The 13,544-nt window shown below is 64.2% G+C and carries 13 protein-coding genes; 8 read left to right on the forward strand and 5 right to left on the reverse strand.

Annotated features, from left to right (window positions below):
• Positions 1 to 444 precede the first annotated feature (444 nt).
• Positions 445 to 1,305, forward strand: a complete 861-nt coding sequence (locus AC3WLX_RS32820; protein WP_492339062.1) for a sulfite exporter TauE/SafE family protein — start codon at positions 445 to 447, stop codon at positions 1,303 to 1,305.
• A gap of 120 nt (positions 1,306 to 1,425) precedes the next feature.
• On the opposite strand, the gene AC3WLX_RS32825 is transcribed toward AC3WLX_RS32820, so the two are convergent.
• Positions 1,426 to 2,955 carry a malonate--CoA ligase gene (locus AC3WLX_RS32825; RefSeq protein WP_492339063.1) on the reverse strand — a complete coding sequence of 510 codons (1,530 nt, stop codon included), beginning with the start codon at positions 2,953 to 2,955 and terminating at the stop codon, positions 1,426 to 1,428.
• Between the two features lie 86 nt (positions 2,956 to 3,041).
• On the opposite strand from AC3WLX_RS32825, the gene AC3WLX_RS32830 reads away from it, so the two are divergent.
• From AC3WLX_RS32830 to AC3WLX_RS32845, 4 genes are all read left to right on the forward strand, one after another.
• Positions 3,042 to 3,803 carry an SDR family oxidoreductase gene (locus AC3WLX_RS32830; protein ID WP_492339064.1) on the forward strand — a complete coding sequence of 254 codons (762 nt, stop codon included), beginning with the start codon at positions 3,042 to 3,044 and terminating at the stop codon, positions 3,801 to 3,803.
• 535 nt (positions 3,804 to 4,338) lie between these two features.
• Positions 4,339 to 4,893 carry a fasciclin domain-containing protein gene (locus AC3WLX_RS32835; protein WP_492339065.1) on the forward strand — a complete coding sequence of 185 codons (555 nt, stop codon included), beginning with the start codon at positions 4,339 to 4,341 and terminating at the stop codon, positions 4,891 to 4,893.
• A 197-nt stretch (positions 4,894 to 5,090) separates the two neighbouring features.
• A complete protein-coding gene (locus AC3WLX_RS32840; protein WP_492339066.1) occupies positions 5,091 to 5,723 on the forward strand; it encodes a cytochrome b/b6 domain-containing protein in 633 nt (210 codons plus the stop codon).
• 15 nt (positions 5,724 to 5,738) lie between these two features.
• Entirely contained in the window at positions 5,739 to 6,521 is a 783-nt protein-coding gene (locus AC3WLX_RS32845; protein WP_492339067.1) for a molybdopterin-binding protein, read from the forward strand.
• A gap of 133 nt (positions 6,522 to 6,654) precedes the next feature.
• On the opposite strand, the gene AC3WLX_RS32850 is transcribed toward AC3WLX_RS32845, so the two are convergent.
• Positions 6,655 to 7,836 (reverse strand): YbfB/YjiJ family MFS transporter, encoded by a 1,182-nt coding sequence (locus tag AC3WLX_RS32850; protein ID WP_492339068.1) that lies wholly within the window; start codon positions 7,834 to 7,836, stop codon positions 6,655 to 6,657.
• Between the two features lie 235 nt (positions 7,837 to 8,071).
• On the opposite strand from AC3WLX_RS32850, the gene leuB reads away from it, so the two are divergent.
• On the forward strand, positions 8,072 to 9,184 hold the full coding sequence (gene leuB / locus AC3WLX_RS32855) for a 3-isopropylmalate dehydrogenase (RefSeq protein WP_492339069.1): 1,113 nt from the start codon (positions 8,072 to 8,074) through the stop codon (positions 9,182 to 9,184).
• Between the two features lie 156 nt (positions 9,185 to 9,340).
• Positions 9,341 to 9,979: a DapH/DapD/GlmU-related protein gene (locus tag AC3WLX_RS32860; RefSeq protein ID WP_492339070.1), complete on the forward strand. Its 639-nt coding sequence runs from the start codon at positions 9,341 to 9,343 to the stop codon at positions 9,977 to 9,979.
• Between the two features lie 67 nt (positions 9,980 to 10,046).
• Here the strand turns inward: AC3WLX_RS32860 and AC3WLX_RS32865 are convergent, their stop codons facing one another.
• Entirely contained in the window at positions 10,047 to 10,433 is a 387-nt protein-coding gene (locus AC3WLX_RS32865; RefSeq protein ID WP_291628434.1) for a hypothetical protein, read from the reverse strand.
• Positions 10,434 to 10,589: 156 nt separating this feature from the next.
• Positions 10,590 to 11,375 carry a hypothetical protein gene (locus AC3WLX_RS32870; RefSeq protein ID WP_492339071.1) on the reverse strand — a complete coding sequence of 262 codons (786 nt, stop codon included), beginning with the start codon at positions 11,373 to 11,375 and terminating at the stop codon, positions 10,590 to 10,592.
• Positions 11,376 to 11,492: 117 nt separating this feature from the next.
• Between AC3WLX_RS32870 and AC3WLX_RS32875 the strand changes: the two genes are divergently transcribed.
• Positions 11,493 to 12,527, forward strand: a complete 1,035-nt coding sequence (locus AC3WLX_RS32875) for an aspartate-semialdehyde dehydrogenase (RefSeq protein WP_291628438.1) — start codon at positions 11,493 to 11,495, stop codon at positions 12,525 to 12,527.
• A gap of 291 nt (positions 12,528 to 12,818) precedes the next feature.
• Here the strand turns inward: AC3WLX_RS32875 and AC3WLX_RS32880 are convergent, their stop codons facing one another.
• Complete coding sequence (locus AC3WLX_RS32880; RefSeq protein WP_492339072.1) at positions 12,819 to 13,463, reverse strand: carbonic anhydrase; 645 nt, start codon at positions 13,461 to 13,463, stop codon at positions 12,819 to 12,821.
• Positions 13,464 to 13,544 lie beyond the last annotated feature (81 nt).

Genomic DNA, 13,544 nt, shown 5'->3' on the forward strand with positions numbered 1-13,544 from the left:
TTTGGCCCACGCAATCACCAAATCGCCATAGATCGAACCCGAGTTCAGCCCTATAGCCTTGATGTAGCAAGGCCAATCTGCCCCTTGGTATACCAGCATGCCGGTCCGCCAACGAAATTAAGAATATAGATTCACTCTTTCAGAGGCGCGTTGGGCGCATTGAAATCACTATTGGAACGCCTCTAAGCCGTCACAAGGCTCTCTCTCCATCACGCCGACCGGCAGGAGCAGAGCGCCAAGGCGAGCGGGCCGGCCCGATGTCACACGCGACCTCGTCAGTGCACCGCCTTCTGCTCCGTGTGGGATATGCGCTGCCTGCATTCCACCCCAGCCGGGCCGCGCGAGGTGTCGACCGGCCGGATCGGATCACCTACAGCTGCCGGCGCGGGCAGCTCCAGACGCAGGTCGGGGCGGGTTGCGACCGGTCGCCGGGGCGGATCAGGGGTGATTGCAGGTCTTGATATCAAGGAGATCGTCGAGCTCGCGTTGTTGCTGATCGCAACGGGCGCGCTCTCCGGATTCCTGGCCGGCGTGTTCGGCATCGGCGGCGGCGCCATCCTCGTGCCTGTGTTCTATGAATGCTTCCGCATTGCGGACGTGCCGCTGGAGGTGCGGATGCCGCTGTGCGTCGGCACCTCGCTCGCGGTCATCATCCCGACCTCGATCCGTTCGTTCCGCGCGCATTACAAGCGCGGCGCGGTCGACATGGCGATCCTCCGCGTCTGGTGGCTGCCGATCCTGATCGGCGTCGTCGTAGGCAGCGTGGGCGCGCGCTTTGCGCCGGAGCGGCTGTTCAAGATCGTGTTCGTCGTCGTCGCCTGGTCGGCCGCGGTCCGCCTGATTTTTGCGCGCGAAGGCTGGAAGCTCGGGGATGATCTGCCGAAAGGCCCCTTGATGCGCCTCTACGGCTTTTGCGTCGGCATCCTCTCGACGCTGATGGGCATCGGCGGCGGCCTGTTCTCGAACCTCTTGATGACGTTCTACAGCCGTCCGATCCATCAGGCCGTCGCAACCTCCTCCGCGCTCGCGGTGCTGATCTCGATTCCCGGAGCGCTCGGCTACATCTATGCCGGCTGGCCTGCGGCGGCGACCTATCCGGGTGTCGCAGCGCTGCAAGCCCCGTTCGCACTCGGCTACGTCTCGCTGATCGGCGCCGTGCTGGTGATGCCGATGAGCCTCGTCACTGCGCCGCTGGGCGTGAGGGCCGCGCATGCGATGTCGAAGCGCACACTGGAGATGGCGTTCGGATTCTATTTGCTGATCGTGGGCAGCCGGTTTGTGCTGAGCCTGTTGGGTGGGCAGTAGCCGTCACACCCTCCGTCATTGCGAGCGCCGCGAAGCAATCCAGAATCTTTCCGCGGAGGCAGTCTGGATTGCTTCGTCGCAACGGCTCCTCGCAATGACGAAAGCGAGAGCGTGCGCGTCTCACTTCTTCGCGTAGATATCCTTGTACGTCTCGCGCAGGATGTTCTTCTGCACCTTGCCCATGGTGTTGCGCGGCAGCTCGTCGACGACGAAGACCCGCTTGGGCATCTTGAATTTCGCGAGGCGCCCGTCGAGGCCCTTCAGCACGGCTGCTTCATCGATGCTCGCGCCGGGCTGGCGCACCAGCACCGCGGTGACGCCCTCGCCGAAATCGGCATGCGGCACACCGATGACGGCGGATTCGATCACGCCGGGCATGGCATCGATCTCGCTCTCGATCTCCTTGGGGTAGACGTTGAAGCCGCCGGAGATGACGAGATCCTTGCCGCGGCCGAGGATGTGGACGTAACCCTTGGCGTCGATCTTGCCGAGATCGCCGGTGATGAAGAACCCGTCGGGACGGAATTCGGATTTGGTCTTCTCCGGCATGCGCCAATAGCCCTTGAAGACGTTCGGCCCCTTGACCTCGATCATGCCGATTTCCTCGCGAGGCAACTCTTTCCCTGTCTCGGGATCGGTGACGCGCACGGAAACGCCGGGCAGCGGGAAGCCGACCGCACCGGGCACGCGCTCGCCGTCGTATGGGTTAGACGTGTTCATGTTCGTCTCGGTCATGCCGTAGCGCTCGAGCACGGCATGGCCCGTGCGCGCCGACCATTCGCGATGGGTCTCGGCCAGGAGCGGCGCCGAACCCGAGATGAACAGCCGCATGTGCTTCGTGGTCTCGTGCGACAGCGCGGGGTTCTGCAGCAGCCGCGTGTAGAAGGTGGGCACGCCCATCAGCACCGTCGCGCGCGCCATCAGCTTGATGATCCGGTCCGGCTCGAGCTTCGGCAGGAAGATCATCGACGCCCGCGCGAAGAGCGTCACGTTGGTTGCCACGAACAGGCCGTGGGTGTGATAGATCGGCAGCGCGTGGATCAGGACGTCCTTGTCGGTGAAGCGCCAATAGCCCACGAGGCTCAGAGAGTTGGACGCGAGATTATCGTGCGTCAGCATCGCCCCCTTGGAGCGTCCGGTGGTGCCCGAGGTGTAGAGGATCGCGGCAAGATCATCGTTCGTCCGCGAGACGGAGGCGAATTCCGGGCTGGCCTTGTCGGCCGCCTCCGTCAGCGACCCCTTGCCGTCGGGGCCAAGCGTCTCGACCTTGGCGTGCACCTTCGCGGCGATCGGCGCGAGGCCGTCGGCCTTGGCGGGGTCGCACACCACCAGCGACGGCTCGGCATCGCCGATGAAATAGTCGAGCTCGTTCAGCGTATAGGCGGTGTTGAGCGGCAGATAGACCGCGCCGGCGCGCACCGTGCCGAGATACAGCATGATGTTGGCGACGGATTTTTCCACCTGCACCGCAACGCGGTCGCCCGGCTTCACGCCGCGGGCGACCAGCACATTCGCCATCTGCCCGGCGCGCGCGATCAGCTCGCCATAGCTGATATGGCAGCCGTCATGGGTCTCGATTGCGAGCCGTTTCGGATCGTCGAGGCCCTCGAACAGGCGGGAAAACAGGTTGGCGTTGGCGGCTGGGTTCATGCAACATTCCTCGCCGGCAGAGGCCGGTCAAAACCGAGGGCTGGATTAGCAAAAACCGCCCCGATGAAGCAACGGAGACAGTTTGCATGACCAAGAACGGGAAACGCGTGGCCTGGGTGACGGGCGGCGGCAGCGGGATCGGCGAGGCCGGCGCGGAGGCGTTAGCAGCCGACGGCTGGACGGTGGTGGTGTCGGGCCGCCGCAAGGATGCGCTGGATGCCGTGGTCGCGAAGATCACGAAAGCGGGCGGCGCGGCCGAGGCGATTGCACTGAACGTGTCCAAGGCCGCCGAGGCACAGAAGGCGGCGGACGAGATCGTCGCCCGCCACGGCCGCATCGACCTGCTGGTGAACAACGCCGGTATCAACATCCCCAAGCGCAGCTGGAAGGACATGGAACTGGAAGGCTGGGACGAGCTCGTCAAGGTCAACCTCAACGGCGTGCTCTATTGCATGCACGCGGTCTTGCCGACGATGCGCAGGCAACAGGACGGCGTGATCATCAACGTCTCGTCCTGGGCCGGCCGCCACGTCTCGAAGATGCCGGGTCCGGCCTACACCACGACCAAGCATGCGGTGCTGGCGCTGACCCATTCCTTCAACATGGACGAATGCATCAACGGCCTGCGCGCCTGCTGCCTGATGCCGGGCGAGGTGGCAACGCCGATCCTCAAGCTGCGCCCGGTGGTGCCGAGCGAGGAGGAGCAGGCGAAGATGCTGCAGCCGGAAGATCTCGGCCGGACCATCGCCTTCATCGCCAGCATGCCCGCGCGCGTCTGCATCAACGAGCTCCTGATCAGTCCGACCCATAACCGCGGCTTCATCCAGACGCCGAACAACAGGGATTGAGACGAGGCACATGGCCGCAGCGAGCACCGCTGTGTAGGGTGGGCAAAGGCGCGAGGCGCCGTGCCCACCTTCTTTCTCAATTTGAGTTCGGTGGGCACGCTTGCGCTTTGCCCACCCTACGAGACTGAGCGCTAAGCGTGTAAGATTCTCAGCGCGTCGTCCCGTGGCGCGACGAAGTCGCGAGCTACGATGCGCAATTGCGCATCTGAGGACCCATAACCACAGGGAATAGTTTGGCGAGGGCTCGGAGTGGCCATCTCGTGTCACGACATCTCCCTGGGGTTATGGGTCCCGGATCTGCGCTACGCTTGTCCGGGACGACAGCGAGGATTTGCCGCGCGCACTGGCTCCCACGAACATCCGCGCCGATAGTTTCGCCCATCACAAAGAATTTTAATCCGAAACCACATCGCGAACCCTCCCGTAGTTCGGTGCAACGACGGCACTGCTGCATCTCTCCTCACTGTCGCAGGCGTCGTTGTTGCCTCAACTTCACGCCGGCACTCGCCGGCACCAATTCAAACGGGAGACCTCCATGTCGAAGCGCATTGCCTATCTCGCTGCCGCCGCCTTCAGCGCCATCGCCGTCACCGCGACCATCGTCGCGCCCGTGCGCGCCGAGGAGAAGACCGTTATGGTCGGCGGCGCTGCGATGTATCCGTCCAAGAACATCGTCCAGAACGCGGTCAACTCGAAGGATCACACCACGCTGGTGGCGGCGGTGAAGGCGGCCGGCCTTGTGCCGACGCTGGAAGGCAAGGGTCCGTTCACGGTGTTCGCGCCGACCAACGCCGCCTTCGGCAAGCTGCCGGCCGGCACGGTCGACAATCTCGTCAAGCCCGAGAACAAGGCGACACTGACCAAGATCCTCACCTATCATGTCGTGCCGGGCAAGCTCACGGCCTCCGACCTCGCCGACGGCAAGAAGCTGAAGACCGCCGAGGGCGAGGAACTGACCGTCAAGAAGCAGGACGGCAAGGTCTGGATCGTCGATGCCAAGGGCGGCACCTCGATGGTGACGATCTCCAACGTCAACCAGTCCAACGGCGTCATCCATGTGGTCGACACCGTCCTGATGCCGGCGACGTAACACCGCCCGATCCTGTTTCATCCCCGTACAGGATGGTTTCAGACCGCGAGCCGGGGATGCCCGGCTCGCTTTTTTGTGACCAGAATAGCCCGGCGGCATCGATTCGATGGCCGAGAGGGATGTAACGAAAACCGACCGCCTGGCGTATAATTCCCGACACTCGATCTCCAGCACGGATAGATCAGGACGGAACCATCATGGCGAGCCTCACAGTCACCGACGACCAGGTCGGAGCCAACACCAAGGCCCAAGTGGTCCAGCCGGCCTGGGTGCGGGTCATGCATTGGATCAACGCGCTTGCCATGATCCTGATGATCCTGTCGGGCTGGCAGATCTACAACGCCTCGCCGCTATTCGACTTCCGCTTCCCGCGCGAATACACGCTCGGCGGCTGGCTTGGCGGTGGTCTGCTCTGGCATTTCGCCGCGATGTGGCTGCTGATGATCAACGGCCTCGCTTATCTCGTCACCGGCATCGCCACCGGCCGCTTCCGGAAGAAACTCTTGCCGATCACGGCGTCAGGCGTGCTCCACGACGTCAGGGCTGCACTGACGTTCAAGCTCGGCCATGACGATCTCACCGTCTACAATTACGTTCAGCGCCTGCTCTATGCCGGCATCCTCGTGGTCGCTATCCTGATCGTGCTGTCCGGCCTTGCGATGTGGAAGCCGGTGCAGCTCTATTACCTCGTGATGCTGTTCGGCGATTATCCGGCCGCGCGTTATGTCCACTTCTTCTGCATGGCCGCGATCTGCGCCTTCCTGGTCGTTCACGTCTTGCTTGCGCTGCTCGTGCCGAAGAGCCTGCGCGCGATGATCATCGGTCGCTGAACAGGAGGAATTGTCATGGCCAAGCGTCCGTTCCTGATCCCCGGCATCGACAAGCGGCTGCTGATCAAGGATTCCCTCAAGACGATGCCCGACGTTACCCGCCGCCGCTTCATCGCGGGTGGCGCCAGCCTGGGGGCGCTGACGCTGCTCACGGGTTGCGACGTCATCGACTCGTCCTCGGCGGAGACCATGCTGGCGAAGGTCTCGAAGTTCAATGACGCGGTGCAGGCCTGGATGTTCAATCCCGACGCGCTGGCGCCGACCTTCCCCGAGAGCGCGATCACCAAGCCGTTCCCGTTCAATGCCTATTACGACCTCGACGACGCGCCCGATATCGCGGCCGCAGACTGGAAGCTCGAGGTCCGCGGCCTCGTCGACAACAAGAAATCCTGGACGCTGGAGGAGCTCTACAAGCTGCCGCAGGTCACGCAGATCACGCGTCACATCTGCGTCGAGGGCTGGAGCGCGATCGGCAGTTGGACCGGCACGCCCTTGCGCGATTTCCTGAAACTGATCGGCGCGGACACGCGCGCTCAATATGTCTGGTTCCAGTGCGCCGACAAGGACGGCTACAATTCGCCGCTCGACATGCGTAGCGCGCTGCATCCGCAGACCCAGATGACCTTCAAATACGCCAACGAGATCCTGCCGCGCGCCTACGGCTTCCCGATGAAGATCCGCGTGCCGACCAAGCTCGGCTTCAAGAACCCGAAATACGTGGTCTCGATGGAGGTCACTAACGACTACAAGGGCGGCTATTGGGAAGACCAGGGGTATAATTCGTTCAGCGGGAGTTGATCGAGTCCCGTCATTCCGGGGCTCGCGAAGCGAGAACCCGGAATCCATTGTGCCGCAGTGCAGGTCGATGAATGGATTCTCAGGTGCGCAATTGCGCACCATAGTTCGCGCTACGCGCGCCCCGGAATGACGGCTAGGCCGGCCCCACCTTCCGCTGGCACAGCGCCGCCACCGCCCCGAGCGCCAATAGCGCCGCCGACACATTCAGCGCGTAGCTCAGGCTCCCCAGCGCATCCGTGATCGCGCCGACCACGATCGGCCCGAGCGTCTGGCCGACGCCGAACGAGATCGTCATCGCCGCGATCGCCGTCGGCCACACTTCGGGCGGATAATTGAAGCGCACGAATGCCGTGGTCGAGCCGACCACCGCGAAGAAGGCGACGCCGAACACGACGGCGGAGACCGCGAGCCAGGCCGGCGAATGTCCCAGCATCGGCAAGGCTGCACCCAGCGCGTTGGTGCCGAGGATGATGGCGGTGGCGAGTCCGCCGCGATCGAGCGCCAGCACGCCGCGCCAGGCCCAGGGCGTAACGAAGGCGGATAGGCCAATCAGGCCCCAGAACGCCGCCTGTGCCGCGGCCCCGCCGCCGCCGTCGCGCACATAGGCGATCATGAAGGTCATGTAGGCGATGTAGCCGGCGCCGAACAGGAAGTAGCCGGCGAGATAGATCAGCACCGGCAGGACCGCGAACGAGCCCTGACCGCCATCCGAGAAGCGGACGCTGCTCTCGATCCGGATCAGGAACAGCGGGATCGTCATCACGACGGACAGCAGCGTCAGCGCCCACCACACGATCCACCACGAGCCCGGCCCGAAATATTGCAACGTGAACGGGGCGATCAGGCCCGAGGACAGAATGCCGATGCCGGGCCCGGCATAGAACAGGCTGAGCAGGAAATTGGCTCGTTCGGGCCGCGACTGCGCGATGGTGGCCGCGAGCGCGCCGCCGGCGACGAAGCCGATCGCGGCCCCGAGACCCAACACGAGCCGCGCCAGGCTCAACGCGACGAAGTTGCCCGTCAGCGCACAGGTCGCGAGCGCGGCGAGGCAAGCGAGGGTTCCGCCGCGGATGGCGACCGACCAGCCGACGCGCTGGATCAGCCGGGACGCCAGAAGCGCGCCGACGAGATAGCCGACGGCATTGATGGTGTTCATGAAACCGGCCGCAGAATAGGACCAGCCGAGGTCCTCCCGCATGTCGGGCAGCACCAGCGCATAAGCAAAGCGGCCGATGCCGAGCCCGACCGTTGCCGCAAGCGACAGCGTCAGGATCAGCCGCGCGGGACGCGGGTCGAGTGGGGCTTGGACGTGCAAGGGGGTACTCCGGCTTGCCCAGTGTGGCAGGACCCGTACGTCTTGCACAGCGGCGAGGCGGCAATGGTGTCTTGCCAAGCGCGCAACGCCGCTCTAGCACTCCGGCCGACCGTCATTCCCTGGCGCGCGGAGCGCGAGCCCGGAATCCATAACTCCAGTTGGTGGCTATGGATTCCGGGCCCGCGCAGAGAGGCGCGTCCCGGAATGACGAGAGAGGATCGAAAAGGACACGACCATGGCGACCCACAAACTGCTGCTGCTTCCCGGCGACGGTATCGGCCCCGAGGTGATGGGCGAGGTGAAGCGGCTGATCGACTGGCTCAATTCGGCCGGGATCGCCAGGTTCGAGACGGATACCGGCCTCGTCGGCGGCTCGGCCTACGACGCCCACAAGGTCTCGATCTCCGAGGGCGACATGGCCAAGGCCAAGGACGCCGATGCCGTGATCTTCGGGGCGGTCGGCGGCCCGAAATGGGATGCCGTACCGTACGAGGTGCGTCCCGAGGCCGGCCTGCTCCGCTTGCGCAAGGATCTCGCCCTGTTCGCCAATCTCCGTCCTGCCGTGTGCTACCCGGCGCTGGCGGAGGCTTCGAGCCTGAAGCGCGAGGCGGTCGAGGGGCTCGACATCATGATCGTGCGCGAGCTGACCGGCGGCGTCTATTTCGGCGAGCCCAAGACCATCACCGATCTCGGCAACGGGCAGAAGCGCGCCATCGATACCCAAGTCTACGACACCTATGAGATCGAGCGCATCGGGCGCGTCGCCTTCGAGCTTGCCAGGAAGCGCAAGAACAAGGTGACCTCGATGGAAAAGCGCAACGTCATGAAGTCCGGCGTGCTCTGGAACGAGGTCATGACTCAGGTCCACAAGCGCGAATACCCTGATGTCACGCTGGAGCATCAGCTCGCCGATTCCGGCGGCATGATGCTGGTGAAATGGCCGAAGCAATTCGACGTCATCGTCACCGACAATTTGTTCGGCGACATGCTGTCCGACATCGCGGCGATGCTCACCGGCTCGCTCGGCATGCTGCCCTCGGCCTCGCTCGGCGAGATCGACGTCAAGAGCAAGAAGCGCAAGGCGCTGTACGAGCCCGTGCACGGTTCAGCGCCTGATATCGCCGGCCAGGGCCTTGCCAATCCCATCGCGATGATCTCGTCCTTCGGCATGGCGCTGCGCTATTCCTTCGACATGGGCGATCTCGCCGACAAGGTCGACCAAGCAATCGCCGCGGTGCTCGCCAGCGGCCTGCGCACCGCCGACATCAAGTCGGAGGGCACCACGGCTGTCTCCACCACACAGATGGGCGAAGCGATCCTGAAGGAATTGCAGAAGCTGCACGCGTAAGGCGGCAAGCACAGAATCGTAGGGTGGGTTAGCCAAGCGGGCTGCGCGAAGCGCAGACTGAATGGCGTAACCCACCTCTTCTGTTCTCCGCGGAAACCAGAGTGGTGGGTTGCGCTGCGCTAACCCACCCTACGCACCTGCACTCGGAGCCATCTCATGGATGCCGCACCCCGCCCCAAGATCGCGGAAACCATCATCCATGAAACGGTGCGCCGGCGCGAGGCGCAGATCGGGCGACGCTGCGAGATCCTCGCGGGCACGCGCATCGAATATGCCTCGCTCGGCGACTATTCCTATCTCGGTGAGAACTGCGATATCGCCGACGCCGCCATCGGCAAGTTCACGGCCATCGCCAATTCGGTGCGGATCGGCGCGCCGAACCATCCGATGGGCCGTCCGTCCCAGCATCGCTTCACCTACGTCCCTGAATATTACGAGGCGAGCGCGACGCGCGACCGCGATTTCTTCGCAGGCCGCCGAGGTGACCGCGTCATCGTCGGCAACGATGTCTGGATCGGCCACGCCGCCATCCTGCTACCGGGCGTCACGGTCGGCGACGGTGCGGTGATTGCCGCCGGTGCCGTCGTCAGCCGCGACGTCGCGCCCTACACCATCGTCGGCGGCGTTCCCGCCCGTCCCATCCGCAAACGCTTCGACGATTCCGTTGCGGCAAGCCTGCGACGCATCGCGTGGTGGGATTGGCCGGATGAGATCATCTTCGAGCGCCTCGGTGATTTCCGGTCCGAGGCGATCGAGGAGTTTTGCCGGCGCTACGACCCGGCGGCCAACGCGTGAGACGCGCGCATCCGACAAAAAACGGCCGGGCATAAGCCCGGCCTCTTTGATTGGCTCGATCCGTCGCTCAGTACAGCGGGAAGTTCTGCGGGTAGCCGCCGACATCCTGCGGCGGGGAGAGCGGCTGGCGGTCGATCGGACGATTGAGGTTCTCGCGGGCGAAGGACGGATAGCCCACTGCCGGCGGGAAGGCGTAGTCGGTGAACTTGCGGTCGCCCGGATTGACCTCGGTGCCGCCGTCGAGCCAGGAGCGCTTGCTCACATAGAGACGGGTGCGGCCCTGCTGATAGACCGCGTTGGGACCGCTCGGACCGTAATAGGGCCGGCCGCGCTCGTCATAGCGCTGCTTTGTCCTGGTGTCGGCCGCAGCCGGGGCCGCGAACGCGATGGCCAATGCGGCGCCCGCCGCAAGCAATGTGGCCAGTTTGTTCGCGGCAGAGAATTTCGAGCTCATCACGTCCCCTTCAGGCGGCACACCGCCAGTCGATTTCACCCCATACTAGCCCGGCGGGGGTGACCGCAACTAGGTCAATTGGGTCACACCAGGGCGGAATAATCGTGCGCGCCGGCAAAAGTTGCATGCAAACCAGCCACTTGGGCTTGATGTCGATCAAAGCCCACCGCGCAACTGCGCGTTGGCATGACCGAGCAGCCAGTCCGCGCCCACGGGATCGCAGCCGCGGCGCTTCAGCTCGGCATGGGCGAACATCTCCGCCAGCTTCGGATCGTTGCCGGAGGCGAGCAGCGTCAGCCGGTTCAGCATGCAGGCGATCGCCGCGCGGCGGCCGGGCATCGTGTTGCCCAGGCAGGAGAAGCCGGAGATTTGCAGCGCCGGCTCCTCGTTGCGCTTGAGATAGCCGAGGCAAGCCTGCGCTCCCTCGCCCGGGCCGACCGGCCGGAACAGGGCGACGGGACCGAATTTGGTGTCGATCAGGCCGGCCTGCTCGAGCGGGGACGCCGCGCCCAGCCCCATCCGTGCGGCCAGATCCGCGGCTGCCGGCCGTGTCACGTCGAATTCGGCGCCCTGGCGATAGATTTCCAGCTCGGCGACAGGCCTGCCCGCCTCGTCCGCCCAGCGCAGCACGTCCCTGCGGCCGCCCTCGGGATGCCGGAGAATGGTGTAGGAGCCTGTTTTCTCTGATGAATCAAGCCGGCTGACTGCGAACGCCGGATGCGAGCGGCTCGCCGCGCCCCAACCCGGCTTGTCTGCTGGCGCACCATCGTGCCAATCGGGCAGTCTTTCCAGTGCCGCGAGCGCGAGGATGGCAAACAGAGCGAGCGCCCCCACATAGGCGATCAGGCGCGCCAGCGTGCCGACCACCTCGTCGGCGAAGGCCAGGAGCGTCAGATGGATCCGGGTAGGGCTAACGGCCGTGCTGGCCTCAGGCGACTGCATCCACGGCCTTCAGGCATGGTCTTAACGTTGTCTTGTGGCCGGTTCTCGCATAGAAGCGCTGCTCTTCCCGTTTAAGCGTCAGCTTCGGGAACGGGCTTTTTCATCGGAGAGTGAACGATGGGTTACAAAGTCGCAGTCGTCGGCGCGACCGGCAATGTCGGCCGGGAAATGCTCAACATCCTGGATGAGCGCAAATTCCCCGCGGACGAGGTCGTGGCCCTCGCCTCCCGGCGCAGCGTCGGCGTCGAAGTCTCCTATGGCGACCGCACCCTGAAGGTCAAAGCGCTCGAGCATTACGACTTCTCCGACGTCGACATCTGCCTGATGTCGGCGGGCGGCTCGGTGTCGAAGGAATGGTCGCCGAAGATCGGCGCCGCCGGCACTGTCGTGATCGACAATTCCTCGGCCTGGCGCATGGATCCGGACGTGCCGCTGATCGTGCCCGAGGTGAACGCGGGCGCGACCGAAGGCTTCAGGAAGAAGAACATCATCGCCAACCCGAACTGCTCGACGGCGCAGCTTGTGGTCGCGCTCAAGCCGCTGCACGACAAGGCGACGATCAAGCGTGTCGTGGTCTCGACCTATCAATCGGTCTCGGGCGCCGGAAAGGACGCGATGGACGAGCTATTCTCGCAGACCAAGGCCGTCTACACCAACAGCGAGATCGTCAATAAGAAGTTTCCCGCGCGCATCGCCTTCAACGTCATCCCCCACATCGACGTCTTCATGGAGGACGGCTACACCAAGGAAGAGTGGAAGATGATGATGGAGACCAAGAAGATTCTTGATCCCAAGATCAAGCTCTCGGCCACCTGCGTGCGCGTGCCGGTGTTCGTCGGCCACTCCGAGGCCGTCAACATCGAGTTCGAGAATCCGATCAGCGCGGACGAAGCGCGCGAGATCCTGCGCAAGGCGCCGGGCTGCCTCGTCATCGACAAGCAGGAGCCCGGCGGCTACGCCACGCCGTATGAGGCAGCCGGCGAGGACGCCACCTACATCAGCCGCATCCGCGAGGACGCGACGGTGGAGAACGGCCTCGTGCTGTGGTGCGTCTCCGACAATCTGCGCAAGGGCGCCGCGCTGAACGCCATCCAGATCGCGGAGGTGCTGATCAACCGCAAGCTGATCAGCGCGAAGAAGCAGGCGGCCTGACGAACTCTGTCCTGTCGTCCCGGACAAGCGCGCCACAAGCGCGCGCCGATCCGGGACCCATAACCACAGGACGCGGTTCGGTACGGAGCTGATAACTCCGAGTCTTCTCAAAACGATTGCTGCGGCGTATGGGTCCCGTATCTGCGCTTGCGCTTGTCCGGGACACGATCTCGTTTGGCGGGAGCCGTCTCGTAGGGCGGGCAAGCGAAGCGTGCCGACCATCTGCGTGCAATCGGAAAAGATCGTGGGCACGGCGCGTTGCGCCTTTGCCTACCCTGCGAGAGCGGTCGCCTACGCGACGCTCCGCGCGTTCTTGAATTCCTTGCTCGTCTTGTCCAGCACGAACAGCGATCCCTCCGCGACGCCGAAATAAGCGCCGTGGGTCTGCATCTGTTCGCTCTCCACGGCCTTGCGCACGAACGGGAAGGTCATCAGGTTTTCCAGGCTACGGAACACCGCGGCCTTCTCGATGCGTTCGACGAACTGCGCCATGGTCTCGTGGTCGCGCTGCTCGACCACTTCGCCCGGCTTGATGAACATCTGCATCCATTTGCCGATGAAGTCGCCGGGCGTCAGCGGCTCGATCTTGTCGACGAAGGCGCGGATGCCGCCGCATTGGGCGTGGCCGAGCACCACGATGTGCTTCACCTTCAGCACCGTCACCGCATATTCCAGCGCTGCGGACACGCCATGGGCGTTGCCGTCGGGCTGATACACCGGCACGAGGTTGGCGATGTTGCGGACCACGAACAATTCGCCGGGGCCGACGTCGAAGATCACCTCGGGCGAGACGCGGCTGTCGCAGCAGCCGATCACCATCACTTCCGGCGATTGTCCCTTCACCGACAGCTCGCGGAAGCGGGTCTGCTCGGTCGGCAGCCGCTGGGTGGCGAAGGCCTTGTAGCCTTCCAGCAAATGCTTCGGGAATGTCATCATACCTATGCCTAATCATAGACCGCAGGAGCGGACAAGCCTTTCGAACGGGCAGGCCAAATGCTATCGGCTGGGCCAGACGAC

The sequence above is a fragment of the Bradyrhizobium sp. FW305-F6 genome, assembly GCF_058782905.1.

Bases quoted from the DNA above. Each gene is read 5' to 3' on its own strand.
- AC3WLX_RS32865 (WP_291628434.1), bottom strand. From the start codon at position 10,433: ATGAGCTCGAAATTCTCTGCCGCGAACAAACTGGCCACATTGCTTGCG.
- AC3WLX_RS32840 (WP_492339066.1), top strand. From the start codon at position 5,091: ATGGCGAGCCTCACAGTCACCGACGACCAGGTCGGAGCCAACACCAAG.
- AC3WLX_RS32880 (WP_492339072.1), bottom strand. From the start codon at position 13,463: ATGATGACATTCCCGAAGCATTTGCTGGAAGGCTACAAGGCCTTCGCC.
- AC3WLX_RS32830 (WP_492339064.1), top strand. From the start codon at position 3,042: ATGACCAAGAACGGGAAACGCGTGGCCTGGGTGACGGGCGGCGGCAGC.
- AC3WLX_RS32845 (WP_492339067.1), top strand. From the start codon at position 5,739: ATGGCCAAGCGTCCGTTCCTGATCCCCGGCATCGACAAGCGGCTGCTG.
- AC3WLX_RS32870 (WP_492339071.1), bottom strand. From the start codon at position 11,375: ATGCAGTCGCCTGAGGCCAGCACGGCCGTTAGCCCTACCCGGATCCAT.
- AC3WLX_RS32835 (WP_492339065.1), top strand. From the start codon at position 4,339: ATGTCGAAGCGCATTGCCTATCTCGCTGCCGCCGCCTTCAGCGCCATC.
- AC3WLX_RS32875 (WP_291628438.1), top strand. From the start codon at position 11,493: ATGGGTTACAAAGTCGCAGTCGTCGGCGCGACCGGCAATGTCGGCCGG.
- leuB (WP_492339069.1), top strand. From the start codon at position 8,072: ATGGCGACCCACAAACTGCTGCTGCTTCCCGGCGACGGTATCGGCCCC.
- AC3WLX_RS32825 (WP_492339063.1), bottom strand. From the start codon at position 2,955: ATGAACCCAGCCGCCAACGCCAACCTGTTTTCCCGCCTGTTCGAGGGC.
- AC3WLX_RS32860 (WP_492339070.1), top strand. From the start codon at position 9,341: ATGGATGCCGCACCCCGCCCCAAGATCGCGGAAACCATCATCCATGAA.